This is a genomic window from Rhizobium sp. NLR22b (assembly GCF_019685295.1).
Lineage (GTDB): Bacteria > Pseudomonadota > Alphaproteobacteria > Rhizobiales > Rhizobiaceae > Rhizobium.
In genome coordinates, this window is record NZ_JABDWM010000011.1 from 219,205 (window position 1) to 240,124 (window position 20,920).

Sequence of the window (20,920 nt, forward strand, 5' to 3'; positions counted from 1 at the left end):
CCCGGCTTCGTTGAAGATCGAGAGGGCGTGTGCCTTTGCCGCTAGGCGTCCAGCCAGACGCGCGTTGCGACGTAGCCGTTCGACATGTCGTTGCCGATGTCGTGGACATAACCCTTCACCTGCTTGGTGGAGGCGTTCACGAAGTCGTTGAACATCGGCAGGATCACGCCGCCTTCGTCGCGCACCATCATTGCCATGGTGCGATACATGTCCTTGCGCTTGGCTTCATCAAGCTCGGCGCGCGCCTGCAGCAGCAGCTTGTCGAAGTCGGGGCGCTTGAACTTGGTGTCGTTCCAGTCCGCCGTCGAGAGATAGGCGGTGGAATACATCTGATCCTGTGTCGGCCGCCCGCCCCAATAGGAGGTCGAGAAAGGCTGGACGTTCCAGACGTTGGTCCAGTAGCCGTCACCCGGTTCGCGCTTCACCTCGATGTCGATGCCGGCCTTCTTGCAGCTTTCCTGGTAAAGGACAGCCGCATCGACGGCGCCCGGGAAGGCAACTTCGGAGGTGCGCAGGAGAACCGAGCCGCTATGGCCTGACTTCTTGTAGTGGAAGGCAGCCTTGTCGGGGTCGTAGGTGCGCTGCTCGATGCCCTCGGGGAAGAGCGCATAGGTGCTGTTGATCGGGAAATCGTTGCCCACCTTGCCGTAACCGCCGAGGATCTTCTGCACCATGGTTTCGCGGTCCATGGCATATTTGAGCGCCAGGCGCAGGTCGTTATTGTCGAACGGCGCCTTGTCGCAATGCATGATAAAGACGTAATGGCCGCGGCCGGCGGTCGAGAGAATCTCGACGTTGGGTGCGCGCTTCAACAGGTTGACTGTCTTCGGGTCGACACGGTTGATGTAGTGCACCTGTCCGGACGAGAGCGCGGCGATACGGGCGGTGGCGTCGTTCATGCCGATGATTTCGATGGAATCGACGTAACCCCGGTCGGAGCGCCAGTCGTCCTTGTTCTTTTCGAAGGTGGCGCGCACACCGGGCTCGAAGCTCGTCAGCTTGTATGGGCCGGTGCCGATCGAGGCAAGCGGATCGTCGACGCCGCCGTTCGGCTGAATGACCAGATGGTAGTCCGACAGCAGCAGCGGCATGTCGGCATTGCCTTCGCTGAGCGTCAGCACGAGATTGCCGCCGTCCGCCTTGATCTCCTTGATCGAGCCGAGGACACCGAGCGCGCCGGACTCCGACTTTTTGTCGGTGTGGCGATTCAGCGTCGCCACGACGTCGTCGATCGTCAGTTCCTTGCCATTATGGAACTTGACGCCCTTGCGGATCTTGAAGGTCCAGGTCACCGCGTCCTTCGAGGGCTCCCAGGATTCGGCGAGCGCCGGCACGGCGGCACCCGTCAGCGGGTCGGATTCGACCAGCATGTCGCCCCAGCAGCGGCCGACGCAGAACATGAACTGCGACAGGAATTTCGCCGGGTCCTTGGAATCGGTGGCGGCACCGCCTTCGAGGCCGAGCTTCAGGTGGCCGCCGCGCTTCGGTTCGGCGGCTTCGGCGCTTTCGGTGAAGAGCTTGTCGGCGACGGCAAGTGTGATGCCGGCCGCCATGGCGCGTCCGATGAATTCGCGGCGGCTGAGCCCGCCTGCGGTGACGCGGCTTGCGAGATATTTCGTATAGTCGTTCATTCCCCAGTTCCTTCTTTGGTGCGTTGACAGAACTTCCGGGCAGGATCGCAGGCGGTTTCCTCTCCACCTCCGGTGCCCGCATCATGCGGGAAAACATTGCGGTTGTTGCCGCCTTCTTATCGTCCTTTCCAAATGGGGCTTCGCTTCTCGGCGAACGCCCGCACGCCTTCCAATTGGTCTTCGCTCGAATAGAGCCGGTCGACTGTCGCAAACTGCCGCTTGGTGATTTTGTTCATGGCAGTCTGGAACGTCGAACCTTCCGCTTCGCGCACGATTTCCTTGATCGCCGCATAGACGAGCGGCGGCCCGCTTTCGAGCAACCGGGCAAGCTCCCAGGCTCTTTCCATCAGCCGGTCGGCCGGTAGAACCTCGTTGACGAAACCCCAGCGATGCGCCTCGTGAACATCGAGCCAGCGTCCCGTCAAAAGCATGTCCATGGCGATGTGATAGGCGATGCGCTTCGGCAGTTTGATCGAAGCGGCATCGGCGACCGTGCCCGAACGGATTTCCGGCAGGGCGAAGGTCGCATGCTCGGCGGCGATGATCAGATCGGTCGAAAGCGCGATCTCCAGCCCGCCGCCGCAACAGATGCCGTTGACTGCACAAATGACAGGCTTGTTGAGGTCACGCAGCTCCTGCAGCCCGCCGAAACCGCCCACCCCATAGTCACCGTCGACCGCATCACCAGCGGCGGCGGCCTTCAAATCCCATCCGGCGCAGAAAAATTTCTCGCCCGCACCCGTGACGATGGCGACGCGCAATTCAGGGTCGTCGCGAAAATCCCGGAAAATCAATCCCATGACGCGGCTGGTCGCCAGGTCGATGGCGTTCGCCTTCGGCCGGTCGATGACGACTTCCAGTACTGCGCCGTCACGTCGTGTACGAATGTGGTCGCTCAAACTATGCTACCTCCTTCGCCGTATGAGAGCATCGACTGCAACAACACCGCGCCCCTCGGGAAGAACCATCAGGGGATTAAGGTCCAGTTCCTCCAGGCGCACCGCATTCTTTACGACATATTCTGCCGTAGCTGCGACGGCGTCTATAGTGGCTTCAATATCGCCGCGCCGGCGTCCGCGATAGCCATGGATCAACTTTGCGATTTTAAGGCATGAAATCGCCGCACAAATATCGGCTTTCGTCACCGGAAGCGGCAGGATGACGGAATCTTCGAGCAGTTCGACGAAGATTCCGCCCGCTCCCAATGTCAGCGACAATCCGAAGACCGGGTCGCGGCTGGCGCCGACAATGAGCTCGGCGACCGGCGGATCAATCATCTTCTCGACGAGATAACCGCCATTCGGCGGCATCGCCGCCGCCGCATTCGACACCGCCTCTGAATCTTTGAGGTTGAGTACGACGGCGCCGGCCTCGGTCTTGTGCGCAATGCCGAGACCCTTCAGCACGACGGGAAAACCGAGCCGCTCGGCCTGCTCGGCGGCTTCACGGGGAGAAAAAGCCTGCAGCCCCCGGGGAACAGGAAGGCCGCAGGCAGCAAGTTCCGTCTTCGCATCGGCTTCCGTCAGCGTCTCGATTTCGCCGTCCATGGGCGGCACGTCGAGCAGCGGCAGGGGAGGCGGGCGATCCCAGACCTTGCCAATACCGGCGGCGACTTCCGCCGCTATGATAGCTTCGTCGATGCCGGAGAAGGCGACGATACCATTCGCCATCAGCCGATCGGCGATCGACTCGGGCATGTTCTCGGGAAGGGTCGCCAGAAGGCCGGCCAGCGCACCGGTGGCAGAGGCCGCGGCGATAACCGCGTCCGCCGTCGTCGCCCATTCGGCCGCATCGCAGCGGTCCCCGCGCGGAAAATCAAGGACGACGAGATTGAGGGCATAGCCGCCGTCGAACATGGCGCTGAAGGCTTCGGTCTGGCGTTCGAAATCGCCCCAGACGAAGGTATGGTAGTCGAGCGGATTGGAAAGCGCCACCATCTCGCCGAGAACCTGTCGCAGACGCGGCAATTGCTGCGGCTGCAGGGGTGGGAATTCTATCCTGCGGCCGACGGCGGCATCCGCCATCAGCGAAGCCTCGCCACCGGAGCAGCTCATGGATGAGATCGAATGGCTTGGCAGAGGGCCTGCGACATGCAGCAGCTTCAGGGTTTCGATGAGCGCCGGCAGGCTCTGGACACGGCCGATGCCGAGGCGGGCGAGCACGGCATCCGCCACGCCATCGCTGCCGGCAAGCGAGGCGGTGTGCGACACGGCCGCCTTTTTAGCCTGCTCGGACCTGCCCACCTTCAGCAAGACGACCGGCTTCTTCGACCGGCGGGCGATGGCGGCAAGGCGCTCGAGGGCCGAGAGGTCGCCGAAACCTTCCACATGAAGGCCGACCGCCGTGACGCGCCGATCCTCCATCAGTGCGCAGGCGATATCGGCAAGCGATGTCTGCGCCTGGTTGCCTGCCGTCACCATATAGGCGATCGGCAGGCCGCGGGCCTGCATGGTGAGGTTGAGGGCGATATTGGATGACTGTGTGAGGATCGCGACGCCGCATTCGATGCGCTTCATGCCGTGCTGGTCGGGCCATAACAGGGCGCCGTCGAGACCGTTGATCAGCCCGTAGCAGTTCGGCCCGAGAATCGGCATGTCGCCCGCCGCCTCCAAAAGGGCTTGCTGCAGTTCGGCGCCGTCGGCAAGTTCCGCCGTCGCCTCGCTGAAGCCCGATGCATAACAGACCGCTCCACCGGCGCCCGCCCGCGAAAGGCTGCGCACGATCTCGACGGTGAGCGTCCTGTTGACGCCGACGAAAGTGGCGTCCGGGGCAGAAGGCAGATCGGATACGGAGCGGTAACACCGCCGTCCAAGCACCTCGTCGAGTTTGGGATGGACGGGCCAGATCGCGCCTGAAAAGCCCATGCGGTCGCATTGCTCGATCACCCTGCGCGCCTCGCGGCCGCCGAAGACGGCGATCGTTTGCGGTCTGAGCAGGCGGTCAAGCGGGCGAGATGTCATCGGCTCATGCTCCCAAAGGCCGGAGCAGGTCGCGGCTGATGATGTGCCGCTGGATCTCGGAGGTGCCGTCCCAGATGCGCTCGACGCGTGCGTCGCGCCAGAAACGGGCAAGCGGCAGGTCGTCCATCAGGCCCATGCCGCCATAGATCTGGATCGCCTCATCCGTCACGTGGGCAAGCATTTCGGAGGCATAGAGCTTGGCCGAAGCGATCTGCCGGTCGGCGGCAAGGCCGGCGTCGAGCCGCCAGGCGGCCGCAAGCGTCAGCCAGTCGGCCGCGTCGATCTCGGTGATCATATCGGCAAGCTTGAACGACACGCCCTGATTGGCGCCGATCGGCTTGCCGAACTGCTTGCGCTCGGCGGCATAGGGCAAGGCCATTTCGAAGACGCGGCGCGCCCGACCGACGCAGGTGGCGGCGACCGTCAGCCGGGTGCCGTAAAGCCACTGATTGGCGATATCGAAGCCGCGATGCACCTCGCCCAGCACCTGGGCTTCAGGAATGCGGCAATCTTCGAAGCTGAGCGTCGAGTTGTGATAGCCGCGATGCGAAACGGAATCGTAGCCTTTGAGGATTTGAAAGCCCGGCGTACCGCGATCCACCAGAAAGGCGGTGATCTTCTTCTTGATGCCTTTCGGCGTTTCCTCCTCGCCGGTCGCGGCAAAGACGATGACGAAATCGGCGACGTCGGCATGCGAGATGAAATGCTTCGTGCCGTTCAATACGAAATCGCCGCCATCGCGGCGGGCGGCGCATTTCATGCCGCGCATGTCGGAACCGGCATCCGGCTCGGTGATGGCAAGCGCATCGATCTTCTCGCCGCGCACCGCCGGCAGCAGGTAACGCTCGCGCTGTTCGCCCTCGCAGGCCATCAGGATGCCGGACGGTCGGCCGAAGAAAACCGTCAGCCCGAGGGAGCCACGCCCGAGCTCCCGCTCGACCAGCGTGAAGGTGACGTGATCGAGGCCGGCGCCACCGACCTCTTCGGGGAAATTGCAGGCGTAGAAGCCGAGTTCGATGCATTTGCGCTGGATCTCGCGCCCGAGTTCCGGCGGGACGATGCCGCTGCGCTCCACCTCGTTTTCATGCGGGTAGATTTCGGTTTCGACAAAGGCGCGAACCGTGTCGGCGATCATTTCCTGTTCTTCGCTGAGACCGAAATCCATGCCGCTCCTCCTATCGCCTCTGGCCGACGTGACGACCGGCGCCTTCGGGCAGCGTCAATTCCGAATGTGCCGCGGCGATCGCCTTGATCTTGTCGAGCACAGCGGCCGGCGCCGGCACGGCCCTGCCTGCCTTGCTGTCGACATGCAGCAGCATGTGCTCGGCGGTCGCGAGAGCCTCGCCCGACGCCGTGTCGTAGAGAGTGTGGAAGACATGCAGCCGCTTGTCATCGGCGGCCAGCACCTGGCAGGTCGAATGGATCGCCTGCCCGAGTTTTGCCTCGCCGAGATGGCGGATATGGCTTTCCACCGTATAGTAGCTGTGGCCTGCCTCGACATAGCCAAGGTCGACGCCGACGAGACGCAACAGGGCGTCCGAGGTGTCACCGAAAACCTGCAGATAGCGGTGCTCGGTCATGTGGCCGTTATAGTCGACCCAGGCAGGGCTTACCTTCGTTTCGACAAGCCGCAGCGGCTTCGAAGGATCGAAGGACGCGGCCGCGCTGCCGCCCCGCGCCCAGAGCGACTGCTCGAAATCCTTCAGCAGCTTGCCGGCGCCCCATCCCCGGCCGCCGTGGCCCCCCTTGAGAGCCTGGAGGATGCCGACGAGGTTTTCGTCGCGGATGCGTTCGAGCTCGCGAATCGAAAGGCCGGCGGCCTGCTCGTCGGATTGCCGGCCGATCTTTTCGATCAGCGCATCGTCGAGATCGACGACATCGGTGAGCTTGGTCCAGGGCCAGGCAAGGCAAGGGCCGAACTGCGCCAGGAAATGCCGCATGCCGGCCTCGCCGCCGGCGATGCGGTAGGTCTGGAACAGGCCCATCTGCGCCCAGCGCAGGCCGAAGGAATAGCGGATAACGTCGTCGAGCGTCTCGACGGTGCAGATATCGTCATGGATGAGCCACAAGGCCTCGCGCCAGAGAGCTTCCAGCAGCCGGTCGCCGACAAAGGCCTCGATCTCCTTGGCGATGTGGACGCCCTTCATGCCGATCGGCGGCAGTCTGTCCATCGCCGCCTGGATGGTCGCCCCGGAAGTCTTCTCGCCGCCGACGATTTCGACGAGCGGCAACAGATAGACCGGGTTGTAGGGATGGGCGACGAAGAGACGTTCGGGATGTTTCATGTCGCGCTGCAGATCGGTCGGCAACAGTCCAGAGGTAGAAGAGCCGATCAATGCGTCGGGACGCGCCGCGGCGTCGATTTGCGTCAACACGCCGCGTTTGAGGTCGAGCCTTTCCGGCACGCTTTCCTGAATCCAGTCGGCATCGGCAACGGCTTCCTCGAGCGTCCCGCAAAAGGTCAGCCTGCCGCGCGGCGGCAGCGGCGCGCCGGTCAGCATGGCATAGGCCTTTTCGGCGTTGGCAATCACTTCGCCGACGACGCGGCCCGCCTCCGGGTGCGGATCGAACACATCGACGTCGATGCCGGCGAGCAGGAAACGGGCAATCCATCCGCCGCCGATGACGCCGCCGCCGATACAGGCCGCCTTGCTGATCTTGGTCATGATATCCTCAGCGTTTCGTCAATTTCAGCTTCTTGCGGACATCTTCCGGACCGATGATCCGCGCGCCCATGCCTTCCACCACCTGCACCGCCTTTTCGACGAGCTGCGCATTGGTGGCGAGCTGGCCCTTGCCGATGAAGAGATTGTCCTCCAGGCCAACACGCACATTGCCGCCGGCAAGAACCGCCGCAGCCGGATAGGCCATGGCGTTGCGGCCGATCGAAAAGGCCGAGAAGGTCCAGCTCTCGGGCACATTGTTGGCCATCGCCATGAAGGTGTTGAGATCGTCAGGCGCGCCCCATGGAATGCCCATGCAGAGCTGGATCAGCACCGGGTCTTCGATCAGCCCCTCCTCGGCGAGCTGCTTGGCGAACCAGAGGTGGCCGGTGTCGAAGGCTTCGATTTCGGGCCGCACGCCAAGAGCCGTCATCTTGCTTGCCATCGCCCGCAGCATGGTCGGCGTGTTGGTCATGACATAGTCGCCGAGGTTGAAGTTCATCGTGCCGCAGTCGAGCGTGCAGATCTCCGGCAGGCACTCGGCGACATGGCTGACGCGCTCGCTGGCGCCCGCCATGTCAGTACCCCTCGCATTGAGGGGAAGGGGGCTTTCGACATCGCCGAAGATCAGGTCCCCGCCCATGCCGGCAGTGAGATTGAGGACGACGTCGACATCGGCCGAACGGATGCGGTCGGTGACCTCTTTGTAGAGATCGTTGCGGCGGCTGGCCGCCCCCGTTTCCGGATCGCGGACATGGCAGTGAACAACGGCCGCCCCAGCCTTGGCGGCGTCGATCGCGGAATCCGCGATCTGCTTGGGAGTGATGGGAACGTGGCTGGATCTGGAAACCGTATCGCCGGCACCGGTGACGGCGCAGGTGATGAAGACATCGCGGTTCATCGCTAGAGGCATGTTTTTGTTCTCCCAGTCTTGTCTCCATTACGCGACAGCATCGAGGAGGATGCTTTGCACTTTCAGAAGATCTTGATACATTATCAGAACTCATGGAGGTGGCCTTGCTGCAGCGATCAACGGAACGGCTCGATATCGACCTTCTCGTCCTGCCGGATACCAACCTGATCCTGATCGCGTCGGTCATCGAGCCGCTGCGCGGCGCCAATCGCATCTCCGGCAGCGAACTCTATCGCTGGCGGCTGCTGACGCCGGACGGGGCGCCGGTCCCGACCACCAGCCATATCGCCATTCCGGCCCAAGGCACCTTCAGGGCAACGAGCGAGGAGACGCCGCTTTTCGTGCTGGCCAGTTACAACTGGCACCAAAGCGCAACGCCGGCGCTGAAGATGCAGCTCTCGCAGGCCGCCCGCCACCGCACGGTCATCGCCGGCATCGAATCCGGCACATGGCTGCTGGCCGAAGCAAGCCTGCTCGACGGATTGCCGGCGACCGTCCATTGGGAGGATTACGAGGATTTTGCGCTCGCCTATCCGGAGGTGCGGGCCGTCAAGGATCGTTTCGTCATCGACGGCAAGCGGCTGACGACATCAGGCTCGCTTCCGACCGTCGACCTGATGCTGGAGATCATCCGGCAGCGCCAAGGTTATTCGCTGGCGCTCGAAGTCAGCCGGCTGTTCCGCTACGAGCAGCCCTCCTTTCATGCCGAAGAGCCGCTTTCCGCCGCCTCGCCAGGATTGCGCATGCACGATCCCCGCGTGGCGCAGGCGGTGCGGCTTATGGAAGAACATATCGAGCAGCCTCTGATCCTGGCGCGGATCGCCCGAAAGGTGGGCATCAGCGCCCGGCATCTGCAGGATCTCTTCCAGCAGAGCATCGGCGTGCCGCCGCATGTGCATTATCTCGCGCTGCGCCTGAACGCGGCGCGCCGCAAGGTGATCGAGACGACGGCCTCCTTCGCCGACATCGCGGCGGCAACCGGCTTCAATTCGGCCTCGGCCTTTGCCAGAAGCTACCGGGCGAGTTTCTCCGAAAGCCCGTCCGAGACCCGGCGCCGCCTGCGCCGCCGCATCACGCCATCGGCAGCGGCGACGTAGGCTGGAACGCGTCCCGGATCATCTCGGCGAGCTCGCGGATGGCTTCGGTGGAACGGTAGGTGCTGCGGCGGAGCACGACCTTTGAGGAATCAACTGTCGGGAAACCATCTTCGGCGGTCAGCTCCCGGCAGCCGGGCGGGATGCTGCTGCGGGAAAGTGTTGTCACGGCAAGGCCCGCGGTCAGCGCATTCTTCAGTCCCGATCCCGTATCGGCGATGAAAGCGATGCGGTAGTTGCGGCCGATCTGCTCCAGCGACCGGAGCGCAAAATCACGTGACCAGGTGGAGTTGCGATAGGTCGCAATGGGGAGGGGGTCGAGATCGTGCAGCCGGTGGACCATCGAGGTGACCCAGACTGTGGGATCGATGCAGATGACCTCACCTTTCGTCTGGTCGCTCCAGTCGAAAACGACGGCCAGATCGAGTTCGTCCCGCTCCAGAGCGGCAAGGTTGCGCGACGTATAATCACAGGAGACAGTGACCTCGACGGCCGGGTGACGCACAGCGAAAGCCGCAAGCGCCGCGGGCAGAACCGTCTGGCTGTATTCCTCGGGAATTCCGATGCGCACTGGCCCGTCCAGCGGCTTGCTGCGGATCGTCGCGGCGGCCTCGTTCAGCAGATCGATGACCCTGCGGGCATAGGGCACGAGCTGTATACCCGGGCGCGTGAGTTGCACGCCGCGGGCGCCGCGCTCGAAGAGGGGCTCGCCGATCGCCGCCTCGAGCCTCTTGATCTGGGTGCTGACGGCCGATTGCGTGCGCCCGATTCGCTGCGCGGCCGCGGAGAAGTTCGACGTCTCGGCCACGACCAAAAAGGTTCTGAGAAGGTCGCTTTCGATAGCCTCGTGCATTGGCAAGCCATAGAAAAACTCGATGATAGCCATCACTACTATTCGTTTGTCTAATGTCAATTGCTGGCGCAGAAATGGGCGGCGTTCGACTTCCTTCATTGAGACCATCCGCGTGACCATTGAAAATCCGGCCAGAGACCTCGCAGGCAGCGAGCACGAGAAGGGTGTGCTTCTCATCATTGCCGCGACCCTTGCCTGGAGCGCGAGCGGTGTTTACTCGCGGCTCCTGACCACCGACGTGTGGACGGCGATCGCCTGGCGGTCGTTGTTCGGAGGCCTGTTCCTGCTGATCCCCTGCCTTTTCCTCGAAGGGGGCATCTCGCGGCGGCAATGGCGCTCTGTCTTCCATCCGTCGGGACTTGCAATGATCGCATGCCAGACCTTCAGTCAGGGATGCTTCATCGGGGCGCTTTACATGACCACCGTCGCCAATGTGACGATGATCTATGCGACGACGCCCTTCATCGCGGCGCTGTTCGGCTGGCTCATCCTCAAGGAGAGAGTGGCCAGGCGGACGATGATTGCCGGCGCCGTTTCCCTCTTCGGCGTCGGCATCATCGTCGCTTCGTCGATCGGCGGCGGCACGGGCTGGGGGGACCTGCTGGCGCTCGGCATGACGGCCTCCTTCGCGCTCGTCATCATCATTCCGCGCATCAGCCCCGATGTGCCGAGCCTGCCGCCAACCGTCGTCAGCGCTTTCCTCACTCTCGTCATCTTCGCGCCCTTCGGCTCGGTCGGCTCGCTCGATCTGCACAACTGGATCGTCCTTGCCGCCTTCGGCGCGACCAACTTCTCGCTGGCACTGGTGCTCTTCCTTGCCGGGGCAAAGCGGATGCCGCCGGCGGAGGCGGCGCTGATCGGCACGATGGAAATCGTGCTGACGCCCTTCTGGGTATGGCTGTTGTTTTCCGAGCAGCCGCCGATCGCCACCTATTTCGGTGGCGCAATCATCATCGGCGCCGTGTTCTGGCACACGGCGGTCGACTTCAACCGGGACCGCCGGCCGTAGGCGGCTAGCTGCCGCCTATCCTCCAGTCCACTGACGCGACGGGTTAGGCAGTGTTCGCTCATGCGCCGATGAGCGACCAAGCGATTGCCGTGGCGGCCGTTCCACCCGGCGGCACGGCTAGCCCTTTGCAGCTCCAGGTGGCCTTGGCCTCAATTACCAAAGAACGCACGAAGCTGAGCGAAAAACCCGCCTGGTTTGTGAGCCGCCATTTTTCGTACGCGGCGAGCTAGTGTTGCAGCGCTGACGCGTTCCCCGAAATGACAAAAGCAGACCAGGTCGTGCAATTGCTCATCGCTGAGTTCGAAGAACCGCCTGGCTTCTCCATAGCTGTCATTTTCCATTCCTGCCGCCCGCAGAATGGGATCAGCGAACGCAACAGAGATCGGAGTGTCGTCATCCCGCAACGCAAGCCGATCTGCAATCGGCTGATACTCGGTTTCGTGAAGCGTCTTGAGAAACGGCCTGGGGCTGCGTTCCAGACTGTCGGCCCACCGTTCAAGCCGTTCGCGCCTCGTCATTTCAAGGCGATTATAGGTCGTGCTGACCTTCGCGATCGTTTTCAACTGCTCGAGTGCATGCTGTTCCATTTCGGCCTCCTATCCCGGAAAAATAGATGGTCCGCTCCCAAAAACAGCCTCGCTCAGGTCACAGCCGAAGTCCAATCACGATTGAAAACGACATCTGCCGCGGGCCAAAAGATGTGATTACAGGTGCCACGAGTTTAGCAGGGGAAGCCCGACGGTTGCGATCCTATCATCCGGAGCGATCCGGAAAACTGCCGTATTCGCGAGGTCAATCTATCGTTTCCGCTGGAAGCCGTTGCGACTTGGCGGACTGTCGCCTTGAGTGTCACTCATGTCGTTTTTTTGGGCGCCGTTTTCGATCAGGCATGGTTTTCTGGTCATGTTCACGGCGCTGCCTCTTAAGCTGGCGACATGAACATGCGAGGCTGGCCAGCCGCCGGCGCGCTGCCCCGTAGCGGTGGTAGAACTGAAGTCCTGAAAGCGGTCGCTGGATTGACATCCGCAGATCGAGACGGATCGAAAGGAGGTTCTGGAGCCCGAACCAGCTCTTTGCGCAGCAGATCTCTGGATTGCGGCGGGATATGACGATCGGAACGACAGGCCAGACCTATCGTGCTCACTCTCTCCTCGATCCCGCCTGTCCCCGCCTATCTGCGAAATTCGAAATATCGCCCGATGCGGCGATCTGAATACCGGACTGCAGAGGAGGCAGGCCGGAGGAATAGTTGTCGTCGACTGCATTGGTTGCAGTTCGAGGCATTCAACACATGGGAGGAATCCATGAGCAAGAATAGAGGCGTCGTCTATCTCCGGCCGGGAAAGGTCGAAGTCCGCGATATCGACGATCCGAAGCTGGAAGCGCCCGATGGCCGCCGCATTGAGCACGGCGTGATCCTGAAGGTTATCTCCACCAATATCTGCGGCTCCGATCAGCACATGGTCCGCGGCCGCACGACGGCAATGCCGGGCCTGATCCTCGGCCATGAAATCACCGGCGAAATCATCGAGAAAGGCGTCGACGTCGAGATGCTCGAAATCGGCGATATCGTTTCGGTGCCCTTCAACGTCGCCTGCGGCCGTTGCCGCTGCTGCAAATCCCAGGATACCGGCGTCTGCCTGACGGTGAACCCGGCGCGCGCCGGCGGCGCTTACGGTTATGTCGACATGGGGGGCTGGATCGGCGGACAGGCCCGCTACGTCACCATTCCCTATGCCGATTTCAACCTGCTGAAAATTCCAGATCGCGACAAGGCGATGGCGAAGATCCGCGATCTCACCATGCTTTCCGACATTCTGCCCACCGGCTTTCATGGCGCAGTGCGCGCGGGCGTCGGCGTCGGCTCGACCGTCTATGTCGCCGGTGCCGGTCCTGTCGGGTTAGCGGCTGCGGCTTCGGCTCGCATCCTCGGTGCCGCCGTCGTCATGATCGGCGATTTCAACAAGGATCGCCTGGCGCATGCCGCGAAGGTTGGTTTCGAACCCATCGATCTTTCCAAGAGCGATCGTCTCGGCGACATGATTGCCGAGGTCGTCGGCAGCAACGAGGTTGACAGCGCGATCGACGCGGTCGGCTTCGAGGCACGTGGCCATTCCGGCGGGGAACAGCCGGCGATCGTGCTCAACCAGATGATGGAGATCACCCGCGCCGCAGGCTCGATCGGCATCCCCGGCCTCTACGTCACCGAGGATCCGGGCGCCGTCGACAATGCCGCCAAGCACGGCAATCTCTCGCTTCGCTTCGGTCTCGGCTGGGCCAAGGCGCAGTCCTTCCACACCGGACAGACTCCGGTGCTCAAATATAATCGCCAGCTCATGCAGGCGATCCTCCACGACCGGTTGCCGATCGCCGACATCGTCAACGCCAAGGTCATCCCGCTCGACGATGCCGCCGCTGGATATGAAAGTTTCGACCATGGCGCGGCAACGAAGTATGTCCTCGATCCGCATGGAGAGGTCGCGAAAGCCGCCTGACGCCAAGGCCTGAAGACAAGATTTACGGCGCCGCGCCTGTCTTCGCAGGCGCGGCGCCGTAACGGTCTGAACCGATCGATTGCCAGAGGTTTACGGCAGAACTACTGGATGCTGAACGGGAAATACTTGGCGTTGATCATGTCGTAGGTCCCGTCGGCCTTGATGGCCTTCAAGGCCTCGTTCAGGCGCGCAAGACGCTCCTTGTCATCCAGGCGCAAGGCGATCCCCGCACCTTCGCCGAAATAGGTGACGTCGACCAGATCCGGTCCCTTGAATTCGCAGCAGGTTCCCGCCTTCGTGTTGGCGATCCAGTCATAAATGGCAAGCTTATCCTCAAGGATGATGTCGACGCGCCCGTCCGACAGACCTTTGTATAATTCCGGCGAAGACCGGAAAACCGTCTTCTTCAACTCCGGATAGAGGTGGTTGGCATAGGATTCCTGCGCCGTGGACGATGTCACCCCGAGCCTTTTGCCGCTGAGGGCGGCAGGGCTGACGTCGTTGATCGGCGAGTCCTTGCGGGCGATGAACACCGACGGGCTGGTGTAATATTGCTCGGTAAAAGCGACTTTCTGGCGGCGCTCCAGGCTCATCGACATGGACGAGATGATCGCGTCGTATTTGCCGGCGACGAGATCGGGGATCATGTCGTCCCATTTTTCGATGACGAACCGGCATTCGAACTTGCCGGCGTCGCAAAGGGCATTGGCAATATCGATGTCGAAGCCTTGCAGCTGGTTATTTGCATCAAGGTAATTGAAGGGCGGAAATGCACCTTCGACCGCAACTCTCAGAGGCGTACGATCTTGCGCCGCCAGCTGCAGCGGCGAGGTGGCGGCAAGAAGGACGACCAAACCGCCCGCCATGAGCGCTGCGCGCAGTATAGTCCGAAAGGATAGACGCAACATCGTCGGAAACTCCTTGTGACGTAGTCTCCGCCATAGTGCGCCCCAGCCTTTAATTCTACGTGAACGCTTGTTTGTTACCGTCCACGAATGCGCCCGTGGTGGGTTCAGGGGTTTAGGCTTGCACATCGTTGTCCCTTCCAGCTCCAATTCGTTTCAGCAATCCTGGATCGCTTCAGGGAGAATTCTATTCCTGATCGCTGTCAGCGGACTCGGAGCGATCGGACTGGTCGTGCTTTCCGCACTCTGGGCGGGAACCGAGAGCGATGCGGCAGCCCTTGATCGACAACGCCAGCTTGTCAATGCGCGCCTCAGGGAACAGGTCGATCAAGTCGCGCATGTCATCGGCCAGTTCGGCAATGGCTACCTCTCCGGCGTTTATCCGGCCTCCCGGGCAGCCGGAGTTTCCTCCAGCCTCGATACCGTTCTCACGGCGGCGGCCGGGAGTGCCATCAGCCACACTGCGATGTCGGCATTCGGCTATGACCAGGCCTTCGTCGTCGATGACAAGGCGCAGCTGGTCATGCTGACCGACGCCGAAACCGAAAAGCGCTATCGCTGGATGAGACCGCTCTTTCTGCCTCTCCTTAAAGACGCGCGCCTGACGGCGAACCACGGCACCGCTTCCAGCGAACGGACCTCATCATCATTGGAAAGTCGAGCGGCCAACACCGCCCGCTCGAACCATGCACTGGCCAATCTGATGCGGCTCGAAGGCCGGCCGACGATCGTGGGCGTCGTTGCCGTCAACGAAGCGGCCGAGGGGCAACCACAGCCGATGCGGCAATTCCTGATCGTCGTGCGGTTTCTCGACGGCGCGGCGCTCGACGAGTTGAGCCGGCAGCAAGGCCTCAACGGCGCGCGCTTCGCGCGAACGGCCGACGCTGATGAAAACGAGGTTGCGTTCCAGATCGACGCAACGGCAAACGGCGAACCGATTGGCTTTATCGTATGGCGGCCTGATCTTCCTGGTTCGAGAGTGATCGGCCGCTTGATGCCGGCGCTTTCGATCGCCGCCCTGGTGATAGCGGTCCTGTTTTCGGTTCTGCTCGTGCGCCTGCGAAGCAGTCTCGGCGAATTGAAGAAAAGCGAGCTGCATGCCAGGCAGCTCGCCTTGCACGACGTGCTGACCGGCCTTCCCAACCGCGCCTTGTTCGCGATGCGGTTCGAGGCGTGCCTGGCCGATACACGCAATTCTGCCGAGCGGTCGGCCGTGGCGCTTCTCGACCTCGACCGCTTCAAGGCGGTGAACGACACCTTCGGGCATGCTGCCGGCGACGAACTCATCAGAATGGCTGCGGAGCGGATCCATGCGTTGCTTCGTCCGGACGACACGCTTGCCCGGCTCGGCGGGGACGAGTTTGCCCTGCTTCTCCGGAACATCAGAGATGATCAACTCTTGCCGTCCATCTGCGAAGCGATCGTTGCCGAACTCGGCAAACCCTTCCCGCTTTTGAGGGGCGAAGCGGTCGCCCGGGTCGGCGGCTCGATCGGCGTCACCGTCGTGCCGGATGCCGGGCGCAATGCCGACGATCTCATGCGTTATGCCGATGTCGCGCTCTATGAGGCTAAGGTGGGCGGAAGAGGTCAGTGGCGCGTCTACTCGCCATCCATGGACGGCGGCAGGAATGCGCGCGACGTCCTCAAGAACGAATTGCGGGATGTTCTGGCGAAGAGCGCGGCCTTGTCGGCTGGTGCTCCACAACCCGGTCCAATCGGCAACAGACCGGACTTCGGGTCGCTCGAGGTCTACTACCAGACAGTGCATCGCGCCGAGGGCGGATACTCCGCGTCTGGCGCGGAGGCTCTCGTGCGCTGGCGTCATAATCAGCGCGGACTGTTGACGCCTGCCAGCTTCATCCCTGCGGCCGAGGAAGGGGGCCTCATCGATGCCCTCGGTGTCTGGGTGCTGCGCGAAGCCTGCAGGGCTGCCTGCAAGTGGCCTGGAGACACCTTTGTGGCGGTGAATGTGTCTCCCTCCCAACTGAGAAGGCCCAACTTCGCCGAGGAGGTCTTCGCCGTGCTTGAAGAGACCGGCTTGCCGCCGTCTCGCCTGGAGCTCGAACTCACCGAGTCCTCGCTGATCGAGGATAGCTCGGATGTCTATTCGGTCCTGAAATCACTGCGCGGCCGCGGAGTTCAGATTTCGCTGGATGATTTTGGGACCGGCTTTTCGTGCCTCAGCCATCTTGTCCGCTTCGACATAGACCGCATCAAGATCGATCGTTCCTTCGTTTCCCAGCTGGGCGCAAAAGCCAACGGCGCGGCCATCATCGGCGCCATCGTCACGCTCAGCCGCAACCTCGGCATTTCGACGACGGCCGAAGGGGTCGAAACCGAATATCAAAGGGACTTTCTGGCCGCCCTCGGCTGCACCGACCTCCAGGGCTACTTCTTCTCCAAACCGGTTCCGCTTCGCGAACTCGACTGCTTCGGCAAACCCGAAAGCAGCGCCGCCTTACGGACGATCGTTCCAGGAGCCATTGCCTGACCATCTCCTGATCTTCCGGCCGTCGGGAACTTTCGCTCCGGGCAGCGGTTCGCGCCCAAAGACGAACGGAGGATGCGATGGGCGAGATCGGCGAGTGGCGGCACCTTTGCGTCGACATGCAGCGGATGTTTGCCGAAGACACGCCATGGCACGTTCCATGGATGGCCCGGATCTCCCCTCAGATCGAGGAACTCGCCGGCCGCTATCCAGCCCGAACGATCTTCACCCGTTTCGTGCCACCCCAGCATGCGGACGCGATGCCGGGAAAATGGCGCGATTATTACCGGAAATGGTGGATGATGACAGGCGAACATCTTCCGCGTGGCCTCGTCGAACTGGCTTCCTCGCTCGCCTCGCATGTTCCGCCGGCAAGATATTTCGACAAACGCACCTATTCCCCCTGGATCGACGGCCGCCTTCATAACATCCTGCAATCGGAACGCGTCGACACCCTTGTGATTACCGGTGGGGAAACGGACGTCTGCGTGCTTGCCGCTACGCTCGGCGCCATCGATCTCGGCTATCGTGTCATCATGCTGAAGGACGCCGTCTGCAGCAGCGCCGACGACACCTATGACGCATCGCTGGAACTTCTGCACGACCGCTTTTCCGTGCAGCTGGAGCTCATGGAAACCGATGAATTCTTGAGCGGCCTTGGCTGAGAAGCCTTTTCCGCGATCTTTATTGATGTGTATCAAGGCTGGTCTTTCCGCGCCGGCATACGTTTTCCGGGCAGCCTGTCCGAGGAGCCCGGCAGCGCGTGTTGTGGCAGGTTTGCGAGATCAACCGGTCCGGAGATAAGCAATGTCTTTGAAGCTGATCAGTGGAATGATGAAGTCGTCCGGCGAGGAAGCCCTGCTGGTTATGGATGCGGGCGGCACGAACCAGATGGTCGTTATCGACAGGGAGGCCCTTCTGGAGGTTGCCCAGCCGCCGCGTTGCGACGAAAGCCGGCTTCAGGAAAACATCGGCCTTTTCAGCCGGATTGCCTGCGCGAAATTCGATCGCGGCGATTTCGAGCGCGATGGGCGCATCAGAATTCATGCAGCCGACCTTGTCGCATGAGTGCCGCTCGCCTCCCTGACGTGGTGAGGCTCGCATAGGAAGCGGCGCGTCAGATCCAACGCGATCGAACGCCAAGCATCATCGCCAACGGCGAGATCATCCGCCTACGTCAGGAACGAGCCGGCGGCACCGGCGAGCACCGCGATACCGCTCACCATGGCGAGCCGAACCGCATAGCCAAGGCTTCCCGCGCTTGCTGCAAGCGCTGTTTTCGCAAGAAGATTGGCGAAGGCAGCAACCGCTATGGCTTGTGCAGCCGCATCCGCCGGCAGGTTCGGGAGCTTCGCGATCGAAAGCGTTATCGCATCGAGATCGCCCAGCCCTGTGATGAAGGCGACCACCCCCAGCGACTGGGTTCCGAAGAATTCCAAAGCCGCCCGCGTCACGATGGTGACGGTGGCAAGAAGAAGAGCAAAGCGCAGGACGACGTTCACCTCCAGCGGATTTTTCGGTGAAAAGTCGGGACTGTCACCGGCGCGCGGCGACAAGCCGGCCAAGCCACCGCCGATGGCAAGCGCCGCCGCACCCGGGCCGAGCAATGCCGCAAGCTCCGCCATCACCGCCGGTGCGATGACACCGCAAATCAAAAGCACCCGGCTCAGGGATACCGCCCCCGCCATCATCGCTCCGGCTGAAAGCAGCGGCGAGAGCGCGGGAATCTGCTTGGACTGTCGGGCAAAGGAAAGGGTCAAGGCCGTCGAGGAAACGATACCCCCACAGGCGCCCGTCAGGAGCAGTCCGGCTCTGGCGTCGGTGAGCCGGATCATGACATAGCCCACAAATGAAACCGCCCCCACGAATATGGTCAGCATCCACAGCTCGAAGGGGTTGATCATTTGCCAGGGATCGACCGCCTCATTGGGAAGAATTGGAAGAATGACGACGGTCATCGTCAACAAGATCAGGGCGGCTCTCAACTCGAGCCAGGTCAATTTCCGCAGAAATCCGTGCAGTGGCTCCCGCGCCGCCAGAAGTGCCGTCATTGCGACCGCGCTCGCCGCGATCGTCGTCATATCTGCAACGACGGCTCCGAAACCGAGCGCGAACACCGTGATCGCGGCAATGGCGCCGGTTGCGCTGTAGTCACCCTCCCGCAGCGCCTGCATGCGGCTGAAGACAAGGATCGTGATGCAAAAGAATACGAAGATGGCCGTCGGCAGGATCGGCCCCGCAATAGGTTGCAGGAAGCCGCAAAAGCCGCCGAGGAAACTCGAGAGGCCATAGGTCCGGATACCCGCCACTCTCTTGCCCGGCGGGGCCTCGCGTTCTTGCCATCCACGTTCGATGCCGACGAGTATGCCGATCGCAAGTGCAAGACTGAGGCGCTGGAATGCATCAGCCGTCACCAATGAAGTCATCATCCGAAGGTCCAGTTTTTGTCGGCGCCGCCTCCCGGAGATCTTCTGCCCGATATGCCATGAGCATGCATTTCCCTCTCCCTGTTCCTGGAAGCCATCCACACCCATGCGGCCCGGTCATTGCGATTGCTCAATCACCCCATCTGATTGTGCCGTTGCAGTGAGCAGAGTCCGCTTGATGTAGATCAACGAGATCTTTCGCCGCGACGATAATCTTGAACGAGACGAGAGGATTCCGCCATGGTCGATAACGCGCTTTTGATACCGGAGCAGGCGCTGCCTGCTTCTGCTAGAAATCTTTTCCTCGCCGCCTACAGACTGAACATCGAGGCGTCGCGGATGATGCTGCGTTGTCAGATCGAACTACTGACTTCATTCCGGCGTCGGCTTCAACTTTACGAGACCTTCCTGGACGACCTCGCCGAAAGTGCCGAACTGAACGATACGTTCGAGGTCGTGGCCGACTTTGCACAGAATGCCTTGGCCGAGGCGCCTCGAGAGACCGCGCGACTGGCCGGGATCTCCTCGAAAATGGGGGTGGTCTCCGCAAAGGTCGTGCGCAAACTGGCGGATGAGACGGTCAAGGACTTGGGCGCTCGAACCTGCGCTTGAGGCGTCCGCTCAGCCCGCTATCTCGTCTTCTGCTTTTTCCAGGGCTGCGTTCAACAGTTGGAGCGCGAACTCCTCTGCTGCCTTTTCGTCATCCGCGCAAAGCTTCAATGGGGCGCACCGCTCCTTCAGATTACGGATAAGTCTCCGGCGAAGCCTCGGGACCAGGCGCGATTCCGTTTTGGCGACAAGCTCCTGCAAACAGGTGACGGCAATCGCTTCGAACATGAGAAGCTTGCCTTCGACTTCACCTTGTGAAGGAATGGGCAACCGCTCGCCGCCCCGTTTGAAGTCTCGTTCCGTCGACAGCATTTACGGCCTCCTAACCGATGACAGGCCCTGCACCTCTCCGAATTCCGCGATCGGGACGTCCACGGCCACGCCTGTCAATCGAGAAGCAGCCTACAGGGCGGAAATCGATATCGCTTTGACGAAGGTCAAGGAACCCGGGGCGATGGTGACTATCCTTTTCCTATCCAACCAGAGAGGTATATCGACATGACCATCAGGACGGTACTCAGCATCCTCAGCGTTCATCAGTTCGAGGAAGATCTCAAAACCGCAATCGACTTCTGCAGCGCCCATGGCGCGCATTTGAATGCGCTGGTGATCTCCTTGGGAACTGCACCAACGATCGGTAATTATAACACCATCTCTTCTGTCTGGCTTGATGAACGCCAGCGCGAGATCGACGCGCTCTCCGACAAGGCTGCGGAGATCAAGGATATTCTCGACCGAAGCGAGATCTCCTACGAAGTCCAGGACGTCTACACGGAATTCGCATGGGCCGACGAAGATATTGCCGAAAGGGCACTCTATGCCGACGTCGTCCTGATCGGGCGGCAGGCGGCCCGAGACGAAGACCTCCGCAAAC

18 protein-coding genes and 1 pseudogene are annotated in these 20,920 nt (G+C 61.8%); 8 read left to right on the forward strand and 11 right to left on the reverse strand.

Going from position 1 to position 20,920, the window contains the following annotated elements; translation table 11 throughout:
* Positions 1 to 41: 41 nt before the first annotated feature.
* From HJC00_RS19295 to HJC00_RS19320, 6 genes are all read right to left on the reverse strand, one after another.
* Positions 42 to 1,631, reverse strand: coding sequence for an ABC transporter substrate-binding protein (locus tag HJC00_RS19295; protein ID WP_221155694.1), 1,590 nt, complete (start codon positions 1,629 to 1,631; stop codon positions 42 to 44).
* 116 nt (positions 1,632 to 1,747) lie between these two features.
* Complete coding sequence (locus HJC00_RS19300; protein ID WP_210633423.1) at positions 1,748 to 2,530, reverse strand: carnitinyl-CoA dehydratase; 783 nt, start codon at positions 2,528 to 2,530, stop codon at positions 1,748 to 1,750.
* 6 nt (positions 2,531 to 2,536) lie between these two features.
* Positions 2,537 to 4,591 carry an acetate--CoA ligase family protein gene (locus tag HJC00_RS19305; protein ID WP_221164496.1) on the reverse strand — a complete coding sequence of 685 codons (2,055 nt, stop codon included), beginning with the start codon at positions 4,589 to 4,591 and terminating at the stop codon, positions 2,537 to 2,539.
* A gap of 4 nt (positions 4,592 to 4,595) precedes the next feature.
* On the reverse strand, positions 4,596 to 5,756 hold the full coding sequence (locus HJC00_RS19310; protein WP_210633421.1) for an acyl-CoA dehydrogenase family protein: 1,161 nt from the start codon (positions 5,754 to 5,756) through the stop codon (positions 4,596 to 4,598).
* A gap of 10 nt (positions 5,757 to 5,766) precedes the next feature.
* Positions 5,767 to 7,257, reverse strand: coding sequence for a carnitine 3-dehydrogenase (locus HJC00_RS19315; RefSeq protein WP_210633420.1), 1,491 nt, complete (start codon positions 7,255 to 7,257; stop codon positions 5,767 to 5,769).
* A gap of 7 nt (positions 7,258 to 7,264) precedes the next feature.
* Positions 7,265 to 8,167 (reverse strand): 3-keto-5-aminohexanoate cleavage protein, encoded by a 903-nt coding sequence (locus HJC00_RS19320; RefSeq protein ID WP_221164497.1) that lies wholly within the window; start codon positions 8,165 to 8,167, stop codon positions 7,265 to 7,267.
* Between the two features lie 104 nt (positions 8,168 to 8,271).
* Between HJC00_RS19320 and HJC00_RS19325 the strand changes: the two genes are divergently transcribed.
* Positions 8,272 to 9,264, forward strand: coding sequence for a GlxA family transcriptional regulator (locus tag HJC00_RS19325; RefSeq protein ID WP_221164498.1), 993 nt, complete (start codon positions 8,272 to 8,274; stop codon positions 9,262 to 9,264).
* Here HJC00_RS19325 and HJC00_RS19330 read toward each other — a convergent pair.
* Positions 9,239 to 10,114: a LysR substrate-binding domain-containing protein gene (locus tag HJC00_RS19330; protein ID WP_210633543.1), complete on the reverse strand. Its 876-nt coding sequence runs from the start codon at positions 10,112 to 10,114 to the stop codon at positions 9,239 to 9,241. The two genes, HJC00_RS19325 and HJC00_RS19330, sit on opposite strands and share 26 nt — an antisense overlap.
* A 112-nt stretch (positions 10,115 to 10,226) precedes the next feature.
* Between HJC00_RS19330 and HJC00_RS19335 the strand changes: the two genes are divergently transcribed.
* Positions 10,227 to 11,123, forward strand: a complete 897-nt coding sequence (locus HJC00_RS19335; RefSeq protein WP_210633417.1) for a DMT family transporter — start codon at positions 10,227 to 10,229, stop codon at positions 11,121 to 11,123.
* Positions 11,124 to 11,272: 149 nt separating this feature from the next.
* On the opposite strand, the gene HJC00_RS19340 is transcribed toward HJC00_RS19335, so the two are convergent.
* Complete coding sequence (locus HJC00_RS19340; protein ID WP_210633416.1) at positions 11,273 to 11,710, reverse strand: hypothetical protein; 438 nt, start codon at positions 11,708 to 11,710, stop codon at positions 11,273 to 11,275.
* 717 nt (positions 11,711 to 12,427) lie between these two features.
* Between HJC00_RS19340 and fdhA the strand changes: the two genes are divergently transcribed.
* Positions 12,428 to 13,618 carry a formaldehyde dehydrogenase, glutathione-independent gene (fdhA, locus tag HJC00_RS19345; RefSeq protein WP_020922845.1) on the forward strand — a complete coding sequence of 397 codons (1,191 nt, stop codon included), beginning with the start codon at positions 12,428 to 12,430 and terminating at the stop codon, positions 13,616 to 13,618.
* A gap of 101 nt (positions 13,619 to 13,719) precedes the next feature.
* On the opposite strand, the gene HJC00_RS19350 is transcribed toward fdhA, so the two are convergent.
* Positions 13,720 to 14,526: a transporter substrate-binding domain-containing protein gene (locus tag HJC00_RS19350; protein WP_210633415.1), complete on the reverse strand. Its 807-nt coding sequence runs from the start codon at positions 14,524 to 14,526 to the stop codon at positions 13,720 to 13,722.
* Between the two features lie 118 nt (positions 14,527 to 14,644).
* Between HJC00_RS19350 and HJC00_RS19355 the strand changes: the two genes are divergently transcribed.
* The 3 genes from HJC00_RS19355 (at position 14,645) to HJC00_RS19365 (ending at position 18,079) form a co-directional block, all read left to right on the forward strand.
* Positions 14,645 to 17,014, forward strand: coding sequence for a bifunctional diguanylate cyclase/phosphodiesterase (locus HJC00_RS19355; protein WP_221164499.1), 2,370 nt, complete (start codon positions 14,645 to 14,647; stop codon positions 17,012 to 17,014).
* 77 nt (positions 17,015 to 17,091) lie between these two features.
* Positions 17,092 to 17,676 (forward strand): cysteine hydrolase family protein, encoded by a 585-nt coding sequence (locus HJC00_RS19360; RefSeq protein WP_210633413.1) that lies wholly within the window; start codon positions 17,092 to 17,094, stop codon positions 17,674 to 17,676.
* A gap of 142 nt (positions 17,677 to 17,818) precedes the next feature.
* Positions 17,819 to 18,079: a hypothetical protein gene (locus HJC00_RS19365; protein ID WP_221147269.1), complete on the forward strand. Its 261-nt coding sequence runs from the start codon at positions 17,819 to 17,821 to the stop codon at positions 18,077 to 18,079.
* Between the two features lie 104 nt (positions 18,080 to 18,183).
* Here the strand turns inward: HJC00_RS19365 and HJC00_RS19370 are convergent, their stop codons facing one another.
* Positions 18,184 to 19,440, reverse strand: coding sequence for a DUF4010 domain-containing protein (locus HJC00_RS19370; RefSeq protein ID WP_221147270.1), 1,257 nt, complete (start codon positions 19,438 to 19,440; stop codon positions 18,184 to 18,186).
* A 237-nt stretch (positions 19,441 to 19,677) separates the two neighbouring features.
* Here HJC00_RS19370 and HJC00_RS19375 point away from each other — a divergent pair, with 237 nt between their 5' ends.
* On the forward strand, positions 19,678 to 20,049 hold the full coding sequence (locus HJC00_RS19375; protein WP_210633410.1) for a hypothetical protein: 372 nt from the start codon (positions 19,678 to 19,680) through the stop codon (positions 20,047 to 20,049).
* A 9-nt stretch (positions 20,050 to 20,058) separates the two neighbouring features.
* Here HJC00_RS19375 and HJC00_RS19380 read toward each other — a convergent pair whose 3' ends face one another.
* Complete coding sequence (locus HJC00_RS19380; RefSeq protein ID WP_210633409.1) at positions 20,059 to 20,358, reverse strand: hypothetical protein; 300 nt, start codon at positions 20,356 to 20,358, stop codon at positions 20,059 to 20,061.
* Positions 20,359 to 20,544: 186 nt separating this feature from the next.
* Here HJC00_RS19380 and HJC00_RS19385 point away from each other — a divergent pair.
* Positions 20,545 to 20,920 (forward strand): annotated as a pseudogene (locus HJC00_RS19385) (universal stress protein); the annotation flags it as partial.